Origin of the sequence: Paraburkholderia fungorum (assembly GCF_046026025.1) — a bacterium.
In the GTDB taxonomy this organism is placed as follows: Bacteria; Pseudomonadota; Gammaproteobacteria; order Burkholderiales; family Burkholderiaceae; genus Paraburkholderia; species Paraburkholderia fungorum_E.
The window spans coordinates 69,532-88,323 of the sequence record NZ_JAQQFL010000008.1 but is presented as its reverse complement, the minus strand read 5'-3'; the positions used below and the strand labels follow the sequence as shown (position 1 = coordinate 88,323).

14 protein-coding genes and 2 tRNA genes are annotated in these 18,792 nt (G+C 61.7%); 7 read left to right on the top strand and 9 right to left on the bottom strand.

The window, feature by feature from the left end:
• The first annotated feature begins 73 nt into the window (after positions 1-73).
• The 3 genes from PQR67_RS11510 to pgi all read left to right on the top strand — a co-directional run bounded on the left by PQR67_RS11510 (position 74) and on the right by pgi (position 5,017).
• Positions 74-1,381: an FAD-dependent oxidoreductase gene (locus PQR67_RS11510; RefSeq protein WP_408458468.1), complete on the top strand. Its 1,308-nt coding sequence runs from the start codon at positions 74-76 to the stop codon at positions 1,379-1,381.
• 121 nt (positions 1,382-1,502) lie between these two features.
• Positions 1,503-3,110 (top strand): NAD(P)H-hydrate dehydratase, encoded by a 1,608-nt coding sequence (locus PQR67_RS11505; RefSeq protein ID WP_408458465.1) that lies wholly within the window; start codon positions 1,503-1,505, stop codon positions 3,108-3,110.
• Between the two features lie 284 nt (positions 3,111-3,394).
• On the top strand, positions 3,395-5,017 hold the full coding sequence (gene pgi / locus PQR67_RS11500; protein ID WP_408458462.1) for a glucose-6-phosphate isomerase: 1,623 nt from the start codon (positions 3,395-3,397) through the stop codon (positions 5,015-5,017).
• Between the two features lie 128 nt (positions 5,018-5,145).
• Here the strand turns inward: pgi and PQR67_RS11495 are convergent, their stop codons facing one another.
• Positions 5,146-5,832 carry an ABC transporter ATP-binding protein gene (locus PQR67_RS11495; protein WP_120348639.1) on the bottom strand — a complete coding sequence of 229 codons (687 nt, stop codon included), beginning with the start codon at positions 5,830-5,832 and terminating at the stop codon, positions 5,146-5,148.
• On the opposite strand from PQR67_RS11495, the gene PQR67_RS11490 reads away from it, so the two are divergent.
• Positions 5,831-6,535 (top strand): arylesterase, encoded by a 705-nt coding sequence (locus tag PQR67_RS11490; protein ID WP_408458458.1) that lies wholly within the window; start codon positions 5,831-5,833, stop codon positions 6,533-6,535. The genes PQR67_RS11495 and PQR67_RS11490 overlap by 2 nt on opposite strands.
• Before the next feature lie 118 nt (positions 6,536-6,653).
• The gene (locus tag PQR67_RS11485) at positions 6,654-6,995 is read left to right on the top strand and encodes a hypothetical protein (protein WP_408458455.1); all 342 of its coding nucleotides are present in this window, start codon (positions 6,654-6,656) and stop codon (positions 6,993-6,995) included.
• Positions 6,996-7,147: 152 nt separating this feature from the next.
• Here the strand turns inward: PQR67_RS11485 and PQR67_RS11480 are convergent, their stop codons facing one another.
• The 8 genes from PQR67_RS11480 to tig form a co-directional block, all read right to left on the bottom strand.
• Positions 7,148-9,085, bottom strand: coding sequence for a SurA N-terminal domain-containing protein (locus PQR67_RS11480; RefSeq protein ID WP_408458452.1), 1,938 nt, complete (start codon positions 9,083-9,085; stop codon positions 7,148-7,150).
• Between the two features lie 87 nt (positions 9,086-9,172).
• A tRNA-Asp gene (locus tag PQR67_RS11475) sits at positions 9,173-9,249 on the bottom strand.
• A 44-nt stretch (positions 9,250-9,293) separates the two neighbouring features.
• Positions 9,294-9,369, bottom strand: a tRNA-Val gene (locus PQR67_RS11470).
• Between the two features lie 75 nt (positions 9,370-9,444).
• A complete protein-coding gene (locus PQR67_RS11465) occupies positions 9,445-9,717 on the bottom strand; it encodes an HU family DNA-binding protein (RefSeq protein WP_007585907.1) in 273 nt (90 codons plus the stop codon).
• A 341-nt stretch (positions 9,718-10,058) separates the two neighbouring features.
• On the bottom strand, positions 10,059-12,485 hold the full coding sequence (lon, locus tag PQR67_RS11460) for an endopeptidase La (RefSeq protein ID WP_408458449.1): 2,427 nt from the start codon (positions 12,483-12,485) through the stop codon (positions 10,059-10,061).
• A gap of 202 nt (positions 12,486-12,687) precedes the next feature.
• Positions 12,688-13,959 (bottom strand): ATP-dependent Clp protease ATP-binding subunit ClpX, encoded by a 1,272-nt coding sequence (clpX, locus tag PQR67_RS11455; RefSeq protein WP_120291738.1) that lies wholly within the window; start codon positions 13,957-13,959, stop codon positions 12,688-12,690.
• Positions 13,960-14,156: 197 nt separating this feature from the next.
• Positions 14,157-14,810 carry an ATP-dependent Clp endopeptidase proteolytic subunit ClpP gene (clpP, locus tag PQR67_RS11450; protein ID WP_007182010.1) on the bottom strand — a complete coding sequence of 218 codons (654 nt, stop codon included), beginning with the start codon at positions 14,808-14,810 and terminating at the stop codon, positions 14,157-14,159.
• Positions 14,811-15,016: 206 nt separating this feature from the next.
• A complete protein-coding gene (gene tig / locus PQR67_RS11445; protein ID WP_408458447.1) occupies positions 15,017-16,363 on the bottom strand; it encodes a trigger factor in 1,347 nt (448 codons plus the stop codon).
• Between the two features lie 561 nt (positions 16,364-16,924).
• Here tig and PQR67_RS11440 point away from each other — a divergent pair.
• Together PQR67_RS11440 and PQR67_RS11435 are read left to right on the top strand one after the other, a co-directional pair.
• A complete protein-coding gene (locus tag PQR67_RS11440) occupies positions 16,925-18,070 on the top strand; it encodes a glycerate kinase (protein ID WP_408458444.1) in 1,146 nt (381 codons plus the stop codon).
• 63 nt (positions 18,071-18,133) lie between these two features.
• A complete protein-coding gene (locus PQR67_RS11435; RefSeq protein WP_408458441.1) occupies positions 18,134-18,586 on the top strand; it encodes a MarR family winged helix-turn-helix transcriptional regulator in 453 nt (150 codons plus the stop codon).
• Positions 18,587-18,792: the final 206 nt, after the last annotated feature.

The following is an 18,792-nucleotide window of genomic DNA, read 5'->3' as shown; positions in this document are numbered from 1 at the left end:
GGGCAACGCGCCGCATGCCACGCTTACCGGGAACGCGGCGTTTCGGCGTCCCGCCGGCAAATCGAATCAGATCATGGATGTCATCGTCATTGGCGGCGGGATTGCAGGCGTCGCTACCGCTTATCAACTGCGCGCGGCCGGCCACCGGGTATGCGTCGTCGAGCGACACGCAACGGTCGCGCAAGGCGCGACCTATGGGCATGGCGGCACCGTACTGCCGACCCCGCTCGACGTCTGGTTCGGCCCGACGTTCATGGCGAGCCGCCAGGGCGCCAAAAACGGCGTGATCAGCAAGGCCGGCTTTAACGGGCCGGCACGCCAGTTCGTCAAGCAGTTGGCCGATTTGCAGCAGCCCGAGGCGTTCAGCCGTCAGTACGCCTGCCTGCGTCCGTTGATCGAAGCGTCACGTGAGGCGATGGCCGATATCGAAGCGCGCTTCGGCCTGGAGTTCGAACAGGCCAGCGGCCTGCTCTATCTGGTGCGCGCCGAGCAGGAATGGCAGCAGACCCAGCCCGCGCTCGATCTGCTGCGCCAATACGAAGTCCCGCACCACGTGCTGACGCCGGCCGAATGCGCCGCGTTCGAGCATTCCGTGCGGACCGAGCCGAAATTCGCCGGCGGCGTGCTGTTCGACCACGAGCGCACGGCCAACTGCCCGCTTTTCGCGAAACTGATCAAGCAGACCCTCGACACGCAGGGTGGCGTGCAATTCATGCTGGGCTGCGAAGTCTCGGCGATCCGCCTCGAAGGTCAGCGCGCCGCGGTGGAGCTGGCGCCACGGCCGGGCGCTGGTTCCGTCGAAGCGCGTTCACGCGAAGTCGACGTGATCAACGCCGACGCGATCGTCGTTGCGGCGGGTTACGGCAGCCTGCCGCTGCTCGAACGCCTGGGGCTGCGGCTGCCGCTGCATCCGTTGCGCCTGCATAACCTGGTGGCGCCGATCGCCCACGAGGAATGCGCACCGCACGTCGCGATTGTGGATGCGGTCAAGCGGATTACGGTGACCCGCATGAATCATCGCCTGCGGGTGGCGGGCGGCGCGGTTTTGCAAAGCGCCGGGCAGATCGACAAGCCGCTCGGCGAAGCGTTGACCAAGGAAGCGCTGGCGCTGCTGGGCCAGGCAACGCACGACTGGATCCCAGGCGCCGCCCGGATCTCCGCGGCCTTGCCGTGGGAAGGCGTAAAACTGCTGTCGCCGGACGGCTTGCCGGTGATCGGCAACGCGCTTCATCCGCGCCTGTTCGTCAATGCAGGCCACGGGCCTGCCGGCTGGGGTCTGGCTTGCGGCGCGGGCAAACTGATCGCCGACCTGATCTCGGGCAAGACCCCAGACGTTCCCGCGGACACGCTGGCAGCGCTGCGCGCGGACCGATTCCAGTAAAGAGCGGACCCGCGCCGAAGCGGGTCCAGTCCAGCACAACGCGCGCCCGACGCCTATCGGCACTACCATAGTGGCTCCTCAAGCTTCCTCGCCTTGCCCAAGGTGAACGCCAAGCCTCGCCATGACCGTACCCGAATCCACACTCCCGACCTTAATCAGCCCGCGCAACCGGGCCTTGCCTCTACTCGCGCTAGCCGATTTGCGAATCCTTGAAACCCAGGCCGCGGCAGCGCTGCCTCAGCACACGCTGATGTCCCGCGCCGGCAAAGCCGCCGCGAGCTACCTGCAAGAACAGATCACCCGCGATACCTCGATCGAAAAATCGAAACACAAGGTATGGATCGTTGCCGGCCCGGGCAACAACGGCGGCGACGCCTTGATCATGGCCGCGGAACTGCACCAGGCAGGCATTGCCGTGGACTTGTGCATGCCGCTTGAAGTCAGGCCTGACGACGCTCGCTGGGCACTCGACGCAGCCCGCGCGGCGGGCGTCGCCATCGCCGCGACGCCGCCGGTGTCGCTGGAAAGCTATACGTGGCTGGTGGACGGTATGTTTGGCATCGGTCTGAGCCGCCCGCTCGATGGCATCTTTGCCACGATCGCCCGGCAACTGTCGCAACGTACGAAAGCCAGGCCGGCACGAGGCGGTGTCCTCGCGCTCGATACGCCAAGCGGCCTCGATAGCGACACCGGCACGGTGATCGGCGAGCGCGGAGGCGAAAACCAGAGCGACGCTCTCGCCGTCCACGCCACCCACACGATCACCTTTATCGGCGCCAAACCTGGCCTCTTCACCGCACAGGGGCGCGATCTCGCCGGCAGGGTGACCGTGGCGCCGATCGGCGTGGACAGCACCTCCCGCGCAGCCGTGCAACTCAACGCGCCCGCGCTGTTCGCCGCCTTCCTGCCGCCGCGCGATTTCGCCACCAACAAGGGCACGTTCGGCAGCCTCGCCGTGGTCGGCGGCGACACCGGCATGTGCGGCGCAGCGATCCTCGCCTCGCGCGCGGCGCTCTACAGCGGCGCGGGTAAAGTGCATGTCGCCTTGCTCGGCGAAGGCGCCCCGCCCTACGATCCGCCGCATCCCGAACTGATGCTGCATGCGATCGACACACTGCCGCTCGACAAGATGGACGCGCTCGCCGTCGGTTGCGGCATGGGTCTGCGCGATCGCGCCGTACGCGTGATGCACGACGTGCTGCCACTGGACGCGCCCAAACTGTTCGACGCCGACGCGCTCAATCTGATTTCGACCGACCCGTCGCTCGCCGCTGAAGTCACCGCGCGCGGCGTGCAAGGCGACCCGTGCGTGCTGACGCCGCATCCGCTCGAAGCCGCGCGCCTGCTCGGCACCGACGTGCGAGACGTGCAGCGCGACCGCCTCGCCGCGGCGCGCGCACTGGCCGCGCGTTTTGCCAGCGTGATCGTGCTGAAGGGCACGGGCACCGTGATCGCCGCGCCGGACGGCCGTGTCGCGATCAACCCGACCGGCAATGCCGCTCTCGCGACCGGCGGCACGGGCGACGTGCTCGGTGGCATCATCGGTGCGTTGCTCGCCCAACATCTGCCGCGCTACGAGGCCGCGCTCGCGGGCGTCTACCTGCACGGCCTCGCCGCCGACACGCTGAGCGCCCAGGGCCACGGCCCAGCGGGGTTGACGGCAGGCGAACTCGCCCCGATGGTGCGGACTTTGCTAAACCGCATGTTCTATCCGCCAGCGGCCGATTAAACCGACCCATCCCACAGTGTCTCCGGGACGCCCAAACCGCTGCCGCTCTGCTGTCACCCTTCACACAAGGCCGCTATACTGATTAACTGCGCCGCGTCTCGGGTCATCGCGGGTTGCAGCGAAACTTCGGCGAGCCCGTTCGAACACGAGGCAGGCTCGCAAAGCTTCACGACAACCCGCCGCGAACCCGGCCGCGCGGCATCGCTCTAACCGCATCGTTGCTTCATCCTCGGCAGCGCTTCACGCGCGCGCCATTCTTCGTGCCCCTTCGCTAGACGGACGCTATGACGCAGAACTCGCTCCCCTCCTGGTCCTCGCTGCAAACGCATTACGAGAAGATTCGCGATGCGCACATGCGCGACTGGTTCGCCCCCGAGAACGATCCCGCCCCTACCCGTGCTGAGCGCTTTGCGTTCGCGGGCGGCGGTCTCGCGGCCGATTTCTCGAAGAACCGCATCACCGACGAAACCCTCAAAGCGCTGGTGCAACTCGCGCGCGAAGCCGGCGTCGAAAAGCGCCGCGACGCGATGTTCGCGGGCGAAGTCGTCAACCCGACCGAAGGCCGCGCCGCCTTGCACACCGCGCTACGCGCCAGCGATCCGAAAGCACCGTTCCATGCGCAAATCCTGGCTGAACGCGCCAAAATGGCCGCGTTCGCCGACCAGGTGCGCAGCGGTGCATGGACGGGCTATACGGGCAAGCGGATTCGCTATGTCGTGAACATCGGCATCGGCGGCTCGGACCTCGGACCGAAGATGGTCGTCCACGCGCTGCATCATCTGGCCACGCCCGAGATCACCACGCACTTCGTGTCGAACGTCGATGGTGCGGATCTGTACAACGTGATGCAGCAGATCGATCCCGAAGAGACGCTCGCGATCGTCGTCTCCAAGACTTTCACCACGCTCGAAACCATGACCAATGCGCGCTCGCTGCGCGACTGGTTCATCGAGAAAGGCTGCCCGGAAAGCGCGCTGGCGAAGCACTTCGTCGGCGTGTCGGCCAATCCTTCCGAGGTGGTCAAGTTCGGCATCGCGAAAGAAAATGTGTTCGAGATGTGGGATTGGGTTGGCGGGCGTTATTCGCTGTGGTCGGCCGTCGGTCTCTCGATCATGATCGCGATCGGCCCGCACCAGTTCGACGAACTGCTGGCCGGCGCCAACGAGATGGACCAGCATTTCCGCGACGCACCGCTCGACAAGAACTTGCCGGTGCTGCTCGGCATGATCGGGATCTGGTATCGCAACTTCTTTGGCTCGCAAAGCTATCTGGTCGCGCCGTATTCGGAAGCCCTGCATTTCCTGCCGTCGTATCTGCAACAGCTCGAGATGGAGAGTAACGGCAAATCGGCGCGCCTGGATGGCGTGATGGTCGACTACCCGACCGCCGCCGTCACCTGGGGCGAGCCGGGCACGAACGGGCAACACGCGTTCTTCCAGATGCTGCACCAGGGCCCAACCATCGTGCCGATCGACTTCATCGCGGTGTTGACGCCGGAGCATCCGCTCGTCAGTCATCATCCGTTGCTGCTCGCGAACTGCTTCGCGCAAAGTGAAGCGCTGATGCTCGGCCGCACGCTCGAAGAGGCGAAGAAGGTGGCTGGCGCGGACAAGCCCGAACTGGCGCCGCATCTCGTGTTTCCAGGCAACCGTCCAACCACGACACTGCTAGTCGATGCGCTCACCGCGCGTTCGCTCGGCGCATTGATCGCGCTGTACGAGCATAAGGTGCTGGTACAGGCATCGGTATGGGATATCAATCCGTTCGATCAATGGGGCGTCGAGTTGGGCAAGATCCTCGGCAAGGTGGTCGAGGCGGATCTGACCTCAGCGAGCGTCGATGAGAAGAAGCATGATTCATCGACGTCGGCATTGATCGCGCGAGCGCGTGCCGCGTTGAAGCGATGAAACGTTGAAGCGTTGGATGAACTGAAATGAAAAGCGGGCCTTTGCGGCCCGCTTTTTTTGCCAGTGTGATGGCTATCGGTTTCTGTCGGTTTCTGTCGGTGCTCGTCAAAGACATGCACCCCGGCTTGTCAGGCCAACCGCCCCGCCTCGATCGTCACAGTCGTATCGCAGCGGCGCGCCAGCTCGACGTCATGCGTGACGAGAATCAACGTGGCACCGTTCGCGCGGTTCATCTCGAACATCAGATCGATCACCGCGTGACCGGTGGCTGCATCGAGACTGCCAGTCGGTTCGTCAGCGAACAGGATCGCCGGATGCGTGACAAATGCGCGCGCGAGCGCGACCCGTTGCTGTTCACCACCCGACAGCAGCTTCGGGTAGTGCCCCGTACGCTTCGCGAGCCCCACCTGCTCCAGCAAGCCGCGTGCACGCGCCGCGGCCTCGCGCGTGCCGATGCCGCCCTGCAGTTCAAGCGGCAGGGTGACGTTTTCGAGCGCCGTCAAATGCGGCATCAGTTGAAACGACTGGAACACGAAACCGACCGAACCGCTGCGCAACGCCGCGCGCTCGTCTTCGTTCAGCTCGGTGAGTTCGCGGCCGAGCAGTCGAACCGAGCCCGAACTCGCACTGTCCAATCCTGCGAGCAAGCCGAGCAGCGTAGACTTGCCCGACCCGGATGCACCGACGATCGCCACACTGCTGCCGGCTTCGATAGCAAGATCGATGTCTTCGAGAATCGTCAGTTCGCCCGTTGCATCCTTAACTTTCTTGCACAAACCCCGCACGTCAATGACTGGATCAGTTTTGTTTAGCATGGTGAAGCGTAGGTTGAAAGTGCGCGCCGTAGCGCCTCGCGCGCTCGCGCTAACTACGGTATTCGGCTCGGCCGTGCTGGCCGCAACCCTGTTTTCGCTGCCCTTACCGGCCCATGCAGCCAACGCGCCTGAACAGGCCAGGCCGGTGATCGTCGTGCTCGGCGACAGCATCTCCGCCGAATACGGCTTACCCCGTGACACTGGCTGGGTTGCCTTGATGCGCCAGCGTCTCACCGACGAGCGAATCGATTATAGCGTTGCCAACGCGAGCATCAGCGGCGATACCACGAGCGGCGGCCGGGCTCGCTTACCGGCGCTCCTGCAGCGTCTCAAGCCGAGCATCGTGATCGTCGAGCTAGGCGCCAACGATGCATTGCGCGGCGTACCGCTTGCCACCACCGAAGACAACCTGCGTACGATCATCGAGCAGGCTCAACAAAGCCACGCGAAGGTCGTGCTGGTCGGCATGTATGTGCCACCCAATTACGGCCCCGACTACACGCAAAAGTTCCACGGCCTGTACGGCGAGCTCTCGAAGCAATTGCGCGTGCCCCTGGTGCCCTTCCTGCTGGCCGGCATCGCCGACAAGCCGGACATGTTTCAGGCGGATCAGATCCATCCCACGCAGCAGGCACAGCCAATGCTACTGAACAACGTGTGGCCGGCTGTCAAGCCACTCCTTCGCACAAGTTCGCCGCACTGAAAAGCTCGCGAACAACTTGTTTCCGGTAATTGGGGAGCGCGGATCGGCAAGGTCGTTCGGACACTTTCGTAATCCCGCGTAACCCGGCTCGATTCTGAGCGACTTCTGAGGAGATAACGTGAAATATTTACCGTTAATCGCTTTGACCGTGGCAATTTCTGCATGCGCCGCTCAACCACCTGCCGGCGTCCAATCCGTGGGTCAAAGCCAGCAACCACCGAAGGCCGTCGCTACATGCATCGCGCAAAAGTGGGCCGATAGCTCGCAACAGCAAGTCGTGTCGCAAGACATACTGGCGAACGATCAGGCCGTGGATGTTTATGTGCCAGGCCAGCAGCCGCCTGATGGCGCTGCCGCCGTTGTCCGTCCGTCCTATACCGGGCCGGGTTCGTGGGTCGGGTTCCGCGCCCATGGCGCTGCAAGTAGCGACGCCACCAGCTCGATCAGCGCTTGCCTCTAGATTCCAGGCGGCTGACGGCATAACAAGCCGTGTTCGTTCTCACGCCAACCCGTTGACGAGTTGCATACGTCAAATAAAAAAGCCCCGCGGATTGCGGGGCTTTTTTGTGCGCTGCGTTTCACCTGCTTGCGCGCAGCGGGCGGAACTGAGCTTTAGTCACCGCTCGCCTGAGCATTGCTGCTGTCGAGCGAGCCATAGAACTTCACCTTCGAACGGGCGCGCAGCGCTTCGACGTACGCCTGCGCTTCGGACTGAGCGTCCACTTGCGCAATCTGCTGCTGCGCCGCAGCCAAACGCTGCGGATCGATCGTGGCGCCTGCAACAACCGCGTTCACGCGATAGATCGCATAGCCGTCATCACCCAGATCCACACCCACATAGGCAGGTAATTTTTGCGCGTCTGCCTTGTAGATTGCACTCAATGCAGCCGGCGGCACGCCTTGCGCGTCGTTGCGCGAAACCTTCAGCGGCGACGAGAAACCTGCCGTGGACTTCGACTTGTCGAAGTCCGCCAACTTCGCGATGCCATCCTTGTGAGCGGCCTCGTTTGACTGAACCGCAATCACTTTCTGGCGGACTGCGTCCTTGATGGCGTCGAGCGCCGGCACCGCCGCCGCCTTGTAGTCGGTCACGCGCGCCGCGATCAGCGTGTTACCGCCGACGTCGATCGCCTGCGTGTTGTTGCGCGCGGTGACTGCGTCGTTTGCGAAAACAGCAGCCAGGAATTTCGCATTGTTCAGCGGGCTGTCAGGCGGCAACTTCGGATCCGGCTGCGGCGTCACGGTGGCCGTTTGCAACTGCAGCTTGTACTTGTCGGCGGCAGGCTGCAGGCTCTTCGCCTTCTCGTAGACGATCGACGTGAAGCCTTCCGAGTCGTCGCTGAATGTCTTGCTCGCCAGTTGCGTCTTCAGGTCTTTTGCGATCTGATCCTTCACCTCGTCGAACGGCTTGGTGACGGCCGGCTTCACGTCCGTGACCTTGACGATGTGATAGCCGAAATCGGTCTGCACGATGCCGCTGATTTCGTCTTTCTTGAGACCGAACACGGCGTCGTCGAACGCCTGGCCGCCGGCGATCATGCCGCGGCCGAAGTAACCCAGGTCGCCGCCTTTCGACGCCGAACCCGGATCCTGTGAGTCCTGCTGTGCAATTTGCGCGAACTGATCAGGATGCGCCTTGACCTGCGCGAGGACCTCTTCGGCCTTCTGCTTCGCCTTGGCCTTGTCAGCCGCGCTGGCATCTTTCGGTGCGGAGATCAGGATGTGACTCGCTCGCACCTGACCGTCAACACGGTAATGCGCGATGTTGTCGTCGTAGTACTTTTTCAGGTCGGCGTCGCCCGGCTGCACGGAGGCAGACAAGGTTGCCGGCGACATCACCAGGTACTGAATCGTTGCCGTAGCCGGCGTGGCGAAATCGTTGCGATGCGCGTCGTAGTACGCCTGCAATTGCGCGTCCGTCGGTTGCACCTTCGCGGCGTAGTCACGCGGGTGGAACGCAAGACCCTGTACTTCGCGCTGCTGTTCGGCGAGTTCGGTCAAATGCTGCGCGAGGGTTTTCGACGTGAAGGCGCTGCCTTGAATGCTGCCAGGCAACTGCTGCGTGGCGAGGCTGTAGCGCACACGCTCGTCGTATTGATCGGGCGTCATGCCCTGCATCGCGAGCAACTGCTTGTAACGGTCGACGTCGATCGAGCCGTCAGGATTCTTCAACGACGAAATCACCGGATCGTTCAACAGCACGCGGCGCACGGCGTCATCAGAAGCTGTCAGATGCAGGCGTTGTGTTTCGTCGGCCAGCACGCGTTGCTCGATCAGGCCGTCGAGCATTTCGCGACGACGTTCAGGCGTATCGAACGACTTCATGTCGAACTGCGCGCCGAGCATCTGACGGGCACGGTCGAGCTGCTGACGCATCGCGTCGTCATACTCCGCGCGCGTGATCTTGTGACCGTTGATGCTGGCGACGTTTGCACTTTCGTCAAAGAAGCCGCGGAAGCCCTGAATGCCCACAAAACCCAACCCCGGCACAATGACGAGGATGAGCATGAACATCATCAGGCGTTTGTGATTGCGGAAAAAATCGAGCATGCGTAAAGGAGTGCCAAAAACAGAACGCCCGATCTTACAACAGCGGGCAATAAAAAAGGCGAACCGGAGTTCGCCTTTCGTGGATACTGGCGGAGTGGACGGGACTCGAACCCGCGACCCCCGGCGTGACAGGCCGGTATTCTAACCGACTGAACTACCACTCCTTATACTTCAACTGCGCTGAAACACACTTAGCCGAATCTGAAACTGGTGGGTGCTGAGAGGCTCGAACTCCCGACCTACGCCTTGTAAGGGCGCCGCTCTACCAACTGAGCTAAGCACCCGTTTCACGATTCAGTGTGCTTCTGCCTTGCTTCTACTTTTTCTGCCTGATTTATATTCCTCAAGCAGCAAGCCCATTAGTTTAGCGCATCCTTCAGAGCTTTGCCAGGCCTAAATTTAGGGACCTTCGCTGCCTTGATCTTGATCGCGGCGCCGGTGCGCGGATTGCGGCCCGTACGCGCGGTGCGCTTGCCCACGGCGAACGTACCGAAACCAACCAAGGTCACCGAACCACCTTTCTTCAACGTACCTTTGACCCCGCCGATCACCGCATCCAATGCACGGCCCGCCGCGGCCTTTGAAATATCGGCTTGCTGCGCAATGTGATCGATCAATTCCGTTTTATTCATTCCAACCCCCGAGAATGTTTATGGCAATCGTGACGGTGCTCTGTAGCACCTGGCATCACGCGGCTGGCGGTCAACGCCGAGCCGACTCATTAGAATTGGCCGAAACCCTTGTGTCAAGCGGGGTTGAGCCTGACTCGAGAGGTTCTGCAAGGCGCTTTTCATAACCCTATCTTGCCGCCAGGCGATGCTTGCCGAACCTGTCGATGCCGGTGGAGGCGCTTTGCTCAAAAGATGGGATTGCGTGCGTTCCAAACGCATCTTTCGATTTCTCACCGGCAATAAAAAACCCGCGACAACGTCGCGGGTTTTTTTACAGCAAACAGCTTTCGCCGCGGGCTGACTTAGTGCTTCACGACTTCCGTCGCGCCGGCGTCCTTGCCGGGCTCAGCCGCCGCAACAGGCGTCGCCGGCTTCGACTCTTCTTCCGGCAATGCCTGAGGCACACGTTCGAGCGCCAACTCGAGCACCTTGTCGATCCACCGGACCGGCACGATTTCGATCGCGTTCTTCACGTTGTCCGGAATCTCCGTCAAGTCCTTGACGTTTTCTTCCGGGATCAGCACCAGCTTGATACCGCCGCGATGCGCCGCCAGCAGCTTTTCCTTCAGGCCGCCGATCGGCAGGACTTCGCCACGCAAAGTGATTTCGCCCGTCATCGCGACATTGGCGCGCACCGGAATGCCGGTCAACACCGACACCAGCGCGGTCGTCATCGCAACACCGGCCGACGGACCGTCCTTCGGCGTTGCGCCTTCCGGCACGTGGATGTGAATGTCCTGCTTCTCGAACGCTTCGTCCTTGATGCCAAGACGGCGCGAACGCGAGCGGACCACCGTGCGCGCTGCTTCGACGGATTCCTTCATCACGTCGCCCAGCGAACCCGTGCGAGTCACATTGCCCTTACCCGGCATCACCGCGGCTTCGATCGTCAGCAGATCGCCGCCGACTTCCGTCCACGCAAGACCCGTGACCTGGCCAACCTGATTTTCCTTCGCCGCCAGACCGAAGTCGTACTTGCGCACGCCAAGGAACGTGTCGATATTGCTCGCGTCGACCTCGACCGCGCCTTCTGCCTTCTTCAGCAGAAGCATCTTCACGACCTTGCGGCAGATCTTCGAAATCTCGCGTTCGAGCGAACGCACGCCCGATTCGCGCGAGTAGTAACGAATGATGTCGCGGATCGCGGATTCCGTCACATCGACCTCGCCTTCCTTGAGGCCGTTGTTCTTCTTTTGCTTGGGCAAAAGATAACGTTGCGCGATGCTGACCTTCTCGTCTTCCGTGTAACCCGACAGACGAATCACTTCCATACGGTCGAGCAACGGCGGCGGAATATTCAGCGAGTTCGACGTCGCCACGAACATCACGTCCGACAGATCGAAGTCCACTTCGACGTAGTGATCGGCGAACGTATGGTTCTGTTCCGGATCGAGCACTTCCAGCAGAGCCGAGGACGGATCGCCGCGGAAATCCTGGCCCATCTTGTCGACTTCGTCGAGCAGGAAGAGCGGATTGCGCACGCCGACCTTGGTCAGGCTTTGCAGAATCTTGCCGGGCATCGAACCGATGTACGTACGACGGTGACCGCGAATCTCAGCTTCGTCGCGCACGCCACCAAGCGCCATGCGCACGAACTTGCGGTTCGTAGCACGAGCGATCGACTGACCCAGCGACGTCTTACCGACACCCGGAGGCCCAACGAGGCACAGAATCGGCGCTTTCACTTTGTCGACACGTTGCTGGACCGCGAGATACTCGAGAATGCGTTCCTTCACTTTCTCGAGACCGAAGTGGTCTTCGTCGAGCACGCGTTCCGCATTCGAGAGGTCGTTGTTGACCTTGCTCTTCTTGCGCCACGGCAAGCCGATCAGCGTATCGATGTAGTTGCGCACGACCGTCGCTTCAGCCGACATCGGCGACATCAGCTTGAGCTTCTTCAGCTCGGCGTCGGCCTTCTTCTTGGCTTCCTTCGGCATACGGGCAGCAGTGATGCGCTTCTCGAGTTCCTCGAGATCCGCACCTTCCTCGCCTTCGCCCAGTTCCTTCTGGATCGCCTTGACCTGTTCGTTCAGGTAGTACTCGCGCTGGCTCTTCTCCATCTGGCGCTTCACACGCCCGCGGATGCGCTTTTCAACCTGCAGGATGTCGATCTCGGCTTCGAGCTGCGCGAGCAGATGCTCGAGGCGCTCGATAACCGGGAACATTTCGAGGATGTGCTGCTTCTGGTCGAGCTTGAGCGGCAGATGCGCCGCGATCGTATCGGCCAGACGGCCAGCCTCGTCGATACCCGACAGCGACGTCAGGATCTCCGGCGGGATCTTCTTGTTCAGTTTCACATACTGGTCGAACTGCGACACGATCGCGCGGCGCAGCGCTTCAGTTTCGGCGCTGTCGGCGTGGTCGGGTTCGAGCGGCATGACTTCGCACGAAAACTGCGTTTCCTGTTCTTCGATGGAAAGCGTTTTCGCGCGCTGCAAGCCTTCGACGAGCACCTTGACGGTGCCATCGGGCAGCTTCAGCATTTGCAGGATGTTGGCGATACACCCTACTTCGTACATGTCCTTTTCGGTCGGCTCATCTTTCGCAGCCGTTTTCTGGGCGACGAGCATGATGTGCTTGCCGCCTTCCATCGCTGCTTCGAGAGCCTTGATCGACTTCGGGCGGCCTACGAAGAGCGGAATCACCATGTGCGGGAAGACGACTACGTCACGCAGCGGGAGCAGCGGGAGCGTAATGCGTTCCGGCGGAAGGAGTTGGGTTCCTGACATTTCATTTCCCCATGAGTGGAATCAGTTCGTTCGATAGGTGAGGCCAGCAGAAAAGATTGCAAGCCTCCGCGTGTGGGAAAAGTTCAGTGACTCCGAAGGTTCAGTGACTCCATAGTGAAAACAACCGTTCTAACCACACGATAAACGAAAAAAGCCGTTCACGTTGCCATGAACGGCTTTTTTTGCATAACCCGAAAGCCGATCAGTTCGAACCCGCCACTTTGGGCGCGTCTTCGTAGATCAGTAGCGGTTTGCCGTCGCCGTCAATCACGTTGTCGTCGATGATGACCTTGCTAACGCCTTTCATCTGCGGCAGGTCATACATTACGTCGAGCAAGGCCTGTTCGAGGATCGAACGCAGACCCCGGGCACCCGTCTTACGACGGATCGCCTTACGCGCAACAGCCTGCAACGCAGCCGGGCGAATTTCGAGCTCGACACGTTCCATGTTGAACAGCTTGTGGTATTGCTTCACCAAGGCATTCTTCGGTTCGACGAGGATCTTCATCAACGCCACTTCGTCGAGCTTGCCCAGCGTAGCGACCACCGGCAGACGGCCGATCAGTTCAGGAATCAGACCGAACTTGATCAGGTCTTCCGGCTCCACTTCGCGCAGCACTTCGCCGGCGTCGCGGTCCTGCTTGCTCTTCACGCTTGCGCCGAAGCCGATACCGGTCTTCTCGGTACGATCGACAATGACCTTCTCGAGGCCGTCGAATGCACCACCGCAAATGAACAGGATGTTGGTGGTGTCGACCTGGATGAAGTCCTGATTCGGATGCTTACGGCCACCCTGCGGCGGCACCGACGCCATCGTACCTTCAACCAGCTTCAGCAAGGCCTGTTGCACGCCCTCACCCGACACGTCGCGGGTGATCGACGGGTTGTCGGACTTGCGGCTGATCTTGTCGATTTCGTCGATGTAGACAATACCGCGCTGGGCCTTGTCGACTTCGTAATTGCAATTCTGCAGCAGCTTCTGAATGATGTTCTCGACGTCTTCGCCGACGTAACCGGCTTCCGTCAGCGTGGTTGCATCAGCAATCACGAACGGGACATTCAGAAGACGCGCGAGCGTCTGCGCGAGCAAGGTCTTGCCAGAACCGGTCGGGCCGATCAGCAGGATGTTGCTCTTGGACAGCTCGATCTCGTCCTTCTTGTCGAGGTGCTTGAGGCGCTTGTAGTGGTTGTACACCGCAACCGCGAGAATCTTCTTCGCGCGCTCCTGACCGATCACGTACTGGTCGAGGATTTCACGGATTTCCTGCGGGCTCGGCAGATCGGACTTGGACAGGCCCGCCTCGATACCCGCGCCCGCCGCTTCGTCGCGGATGATTTCGTTGCACAGGTCGATACATTCATCACAGATGAACACCGACGGGCCTGCAATCAGCTTTTTGACTTCATGCTGGCTCTTGCCGCAAAACGAGCAATACAACAGCTTTTCGCTGTTAGAACTTTTCTTGTCCGCCATAGATGTGTGAGCCTCCGGACACTCGATTACATGATACGCCGTTTGCCCCAGCCTCACAGTTTAGGCGCGGCGGGGCTTGAGCCAAGGTGACGGCGTTTGCCGCAGGCGCTCGGACGAGTCTTGATTATTTCACAACCGATCCGATGACGGCCTCACCCGGTTTTAGGGTAAGACCGCACCGACGATTCATGGACACTTCAAGGACGCTTGTGCGCCACCTGGTCAACCAGACCGTAAGCTTGCGCGTCATCGCCGGACATGAAATTGTCCCGGTCGGTGTCGCGGGCAATACGCTCGACAGGTTGGCCCGTGTGATGCGCGAGCAGATGGTTCAGCCGTTCCTTCAGGTACAGGATTTCACGTGCCTGAATTTCGATGTCCGACGCCTGGCCGCGTGCGCCGCCCAGCGGCTGGTGAATCATCACGCGCGAATTCGGCAGCGCAAAACGCTTGCCCTTTGCGCCGGCTGCCAGCAGGAATGCGCCCATGCTGGCCGCGAGGCCCATGCACAGCGTGGACACGTCCGGCTTGATGAACTGCATCGTATCGTAGATCGCCATCCCGGCCGAAACCGAACCGCCCGGGCTGTTGATGTAAAAGCTGATGTCCTTGTCCGGATTTTCGCTCTCAAGGAACAACATCTGCGCGACGACGAGGTTGGCCGTCTGGTCGTTCACTTCGCCGACCAGGAACACGATGCGCTCCTTCAGCAGACGCGAATAGATGTCATACGAGCGCTCACCGCGGCCGCTCGTTTCCACGACGATCGGCACCAGTCCGAGCGCCTGCGCTTCGAGATCCCGTGACGATTGGGAGGTCAGCGTGTCCAGCATTTGGGCGCGAAAGGTCATGCAATGGATCCTTGTCTGGAAATATTCTAAATATTAGGTGCTAGACAGGTGTGGCCGACGAGACCGTATTCAAGTGCCCGATCAGCGCGAACGCGGTGTGCGACGCCGTGTGAAACGCGCCATGCAAAACGCAACGTACTTTCACAGCACAAAAAAACGGCGTGCGAGCCGTCGCTCCGACAGCCGGCACGCCGTTGCAGCGACGCTTACGCTTGCGCCGTTGCGCTTGCCAGTTCTTCGAAGCTTACTTCCTTGTCCGTCACCTTGGCCTTGCCGAGCACGAAATCGACGACGTTGGCTTCAACGACGTACGCTTCCATTTCGGCCAGACGCTGCTGATTGGAATAATACCAGCGGACGACTTCCTTCGGGTCTTCGTAGCTTTTCGCGAATTCGTCGACTTCGGCACGAATCTGCTCCGGCTTGGCTTGCAGCTCATTGGCCTTGACCAGCTCAGCCAGCACGAGGCCCAGCTTCACGCGACGCTCAGCCTGTTCCTTGAACATTTCAGCCGGGATCGGTGCGTCAGCGGCGTTCGGCACGCCACGTTGCTCGAGGTCCTGACGCGCCATGCCGACTAGACGGTCCTGATCTTGTGCGATCAGCGCGTTCGGCACGTCGAGTTCCGAAATCTTCAGGAGCGCGTCCATGACCTGGTTCTTGACGATAGCCTGCGTGCGGCGTTTCGCTTCGCGTTCGAGATTGTCTTTGATCTCGGCGCGCATCTTGACCTGATCACCGTCTTCGATACCGAGCGATTTCGCGAATTCGGCGTCGATTTCCGGCAGGTGCGGCCACTCGATCTTCTTCATCGTGATCGTGAATTGCGCGGTCTTACCGGCGACGTCCTTGCCGTGGTAGTCAGCCGGGAAAGCCAGGTCGAACTCCTTCGCCTCGCCAACCTTCAGACCAAGCGCTGCCTTTTCGAATTCCGGCAGCATGCGGCCTTCGCCCAGCACGAATGCGAAATCGTCGGCGCTGCCGCCCTGGAACACTTCGCCGTCGATCTTGCCGACGAAGTCGACCGTCACACGGTCGCCGTCTTTAGCTGCCGTGTCCGCACCGCCGTCGCCGTGCTCGCCGGATTCGCCGCGAGCATGGAAATGCACGCGCTGCTTGCGCAGGATGTCCAGCGTGCGGTCGATTTCCGCTTCGCTGATGGTGGTCGTGGTGCGCTCGATTTCAGCCGTGGCGACGTCGCCCAGCTTCACTTCCGGATACACCTCGAAGGTCGCGTCAAACGCGTAGTCGGCTTCAGCAGCGTCGGCCTTCGGCGCGAAGCTCGGCTGACCGGCAACGCGCAGGTTTTCGGCGCGGCTGATGTCGAAAAACTCCTTGCCGACCTTGTCGCTCAGCACTTCAGCTTCAACCTGGCCCGAATACTGTTGCGTCACCATTTTGAGCGGCACCTTGCCCGGGCGGAAACCCGGCATGCGCACGTTCTTTGCGAGTTGACGGATACGCGAATCCACTTCCTTCTGCACGGCATCCTTCGGCAGGGAAATCGTTACGCGGCGTTCGAGCTTGCCGAGGTTTTCAACAACGTTAGCCATGGCTTCAATCGTCCTAAAATTATTCGAGCGAATCAGTTATCTTCTCCGTGCCGCTTTTCGATGTCGCTTGGCATCGCGCGTTACATCAATTCGACGCCTGCGCCGCGGGCTTGCAGGCCGCCGGCAGCACGGTTGGGTCCAAAGAGCCGAATATTTTAGCAAACTATTTGCGCGCTTAGCCGGGATTCGATGATTGGGCGCGTTTTTATCGGTGTTCAGGCCGTTTTCCGCACTGTTTTTCACCTCTTCGTCGCTCACCGGTAGCTGGTTCGTCCTTGCATGGCCTCCATTGCCTGCCAGCCTCCCGTGTTCTTGCGACGGGGCACGCCCTCTTTCAGCGGCGCCGCTTCCGCCAGAAAGCCCCGCAGGGTTGCAAGCCGCACAGGCCGCCCGCGCCCTCATTTACGACTGCCGCACGACGCTCCCTGGACGATCCCGGCTATGCCGTTCGACATATTCAGTCGGCGCGCCCATGCTGATAAGCTAACGGACGCGCTCGGGGTTGCGCACGCATCTGCTCACCGCCCGTCCTCGCAACGACTCCAACCACTCAGAGACACCATGCCGAATTTGCCGTCATCGCCTGTCGTCGTCATTGCTCCCGATTCCTTCAAAGGCTCGCTCAGCGCGGAACAGGTCGCGCAAGCGATCGCGTCCGGCATCCAGCGCGCCCGGCCGGATGCCACTGTGCGTATCTGCCCGATGGCCGACGGCGGCGAAGGCACGCTCGACGCGATGCTCACGAGCGGCGGCGAACGCCGCAAGCTGAGCGTGCGCGGCGCGGCCGGTCCGGTGCGCGAGGCACTGACAGGCCTGCTGGCGGATGGCAGCGCGATCATCGAAACAGCGGAAATCGTCGGCATTACCGATCCGGTCGGCATGGGCGTGCCGGTCGAGGCGCGTAGCACGCGCGGCATGGGCGAAGCGATTCGCGCCTTGCTCGACGCGGGCGTGCGGCGCTTTTTCGTCGCGCTCGGCGGCAGCAGCACCAACGACGGCGGCGCCGGCTTGCTGGCCGGCCTCGGCCTCAAGCTTTTCGACGCGCAAGACAAGGAACTCGACGCGACGCCCGAGCAACTCGCGCGCGTGGCGCGCCTCGATGTGACGCAACTGGACGCCCGCCTCGCGGACACGCAGTTCGTCGGTATGTCGGATGTGGACAATCCGCTAACCGGCGAGCACGGCGCGACCGCGGTGTTCGGCCCGCAAAAAGGTGTGAAGCCGGAACAGGTTGCCGCGATCGACGCCGCCCTCGCCCGCTTCGCAGATCTGCTCGAGGCGGCGCTGGGGCGCACTGCGCGCGACCAGCCCGGCGCGGGTGCGGCCGGCGGTCTCGGCTTCGCGCTGCACATGCTGGGCGCGCAGTTCGAACCGGGCGCGGAAACCGTCGCACGGCAGATCGGTCTGGACGCGGCGCTTGAAGGCGCGAACTGGCTGATCACCGGCGAAGGCCGCTCAGACGTGCAAACGCTGCACGGCAAGGCGCCGTTCATCGCTTGCCGTCATGCGCAGGCAGCGGCCGTGCCGGCCACGCTGCTCTCCGGCGCGGTCGACTCCTCGGCGCTGCCGCGTCTCGCCGAATACTTCAGCGGCTGCTTCTCGCCGGCACCCGGGCCGGTCACGCTCGAGGTCGCGATTCGCGACGCGGCGCGTTTGCTTGCCGACGCAGCCGAACAGTTGACGCGCCTGAAATACGGCACGCGTTGACCGGCGGGACGGTTGCGGCAACAATCACAGCGCCACAACCGCGCCACTCATCACAGGACGACCATGAAGGCTTCCGCCAAAACCGGACTCGAACAGTTTCTGACGTACCGTCTGCATGTCCTGAACAAACTCGCTGAGCGTGGTATCAGCGAGCGCTATCAGGACAAACTGGGCGTGACATTGCCTGAAGCGCGGGTGATCGCGTCGGTGGGCTCGTTCGGACCGTTTTCGATCATGGAACTGGCGCGGCACGCTAACCTCGACAAGAGCCAGGCGAGCCGTGCGGCCGAGGCGCTGATCAAACAAGGACTCGTGAAGCGCGAGCCGAGCGCTGAAGACGGCCGCGTCGTGCTGGTGTCGTTGACCCCCGAAGGCCGCGCGCTCTATCGCAAGGTGATGCCGATCGCGCGCAAGTGGAACGGGGATATGTTCGACTGCCTCGACGAACAGGAAAAGCTCGCGTTCAGCCAGGCGCTCGACAAGATCATCGACACGATGTCGGAGCGAGAGGGGTAAGCAAGGGCGTGTCGCACCTGGCGGCGATGCACCTCACAGTGCGGTGCGGCGCTTTGCGTGACGTCAATGTGTGACGCCGTTGTATGACGCCGTTGTATGACGCCGACGTATGACGCCGACGTATGACGCGTTAGCGCTGCGCGACTCCTCCACGCACTGCCGCACTGCGGTTCCTCGCCTCGCAATCCCGCGCTGCTACTGCGCAC

What these genes read in the sequence shown, in the direction of transcription:
- PQR67_RS11510 (WP_408458468.1), top strand. Translation starts at nt 74, where the DNA reads ATGGATGTCATCGTCATTGGCGGCGGGATTGCAGGCGTCGCTACCGCT.
- PQR67_RS11505 (WP_408458465.1), top strand. Translation starts at nt 1,503, where the DNA reads ATGACCGTACCCGAATCCACACTCCCGACCTTAATCAGCCCGCGCAAC.
- pgi (WP_408458462.1), top strand. Translation starts at nt 3,395, where the DNA reads ATGACGCAGAACTCGCTCCCCTCCTGGTCCTCGCTGCAAACGCATTAC.
- PQR67_RS11490 (WP_408458458.1), top strand. Translation starts at nt 5,831, where the DNA reads ATGGTGAAGCGTAGGTTGAAAGTGCGCGCCGTAGCGCCTCGCGCGCTC.
- PQR67_RS11495 (WP_120348639.1), bottom strand. Translation starts at nt 5,832, where the DNA reads ATGCTAAACAAAACTGATCCAGTCATTGACGTGCGGGGTTTGTGCAAG.
- PQR67_RS11480 (WP_408458452.1), bottom strand. Translation starts at nt 9,085, where the DNA reads ATGCTCGATTTTTTCCGCAATCACAAACGCCTGATGATGTTCATGCTC.
- PQR67_RS11465 (WP_007585907.1), bottom strand. Translation starts at nt 9,717, where the DNA reads ATGAATAAAACGGAATTGATCGATCACATTGCGCAGCAAGCCGATATT.
- lon (WP_408458449.1), bottom strand. Translation starts at nt 12,485, where the DNA reads ATGTCAGGAACCCAACTCCTTCCGCCGGAACGCATTACGCTCCCGCTG.
- clpX (WP_120291738.1), bottom strand. Translation starts at nt 13,959, where the DNA reads ATGGCGGACAAGAAAAGTTCTAACAGCGAAAAGCTGTTGTATTGCTCG.
- clpP (WP_007182010.1), bottom strand. Translation starts at nt 14,810, where the DNA reads ATGACCTTTCGCGCCCAAATGCTGGACACGCTGACCTCCCAATCGTCA.
- tig (WP_408458447.1), bottom strand. Translation starts at nt 16,363, where the DNA reads ATGGCTAACGTTGTTGAAAACCTCGGCAAGCTCGAACGCCGCGTAACG.
- PQR67_RS11440 (WP_408458444.1), top strand. Translation starts at nt 16,925, where the DNA reads ATGCCGAATTTGCCGTCATCGCCTGTCGTCGTCATTGCTCCCGATTCC.
- PQR67_RS11435 (WP_408458441.1), top strand. Translation starts at nt 18,134, where the DNA reads ATGAAGGCTTCCGCCAAAACCGGACTCGAACAGTTTCTGACGTACCGT.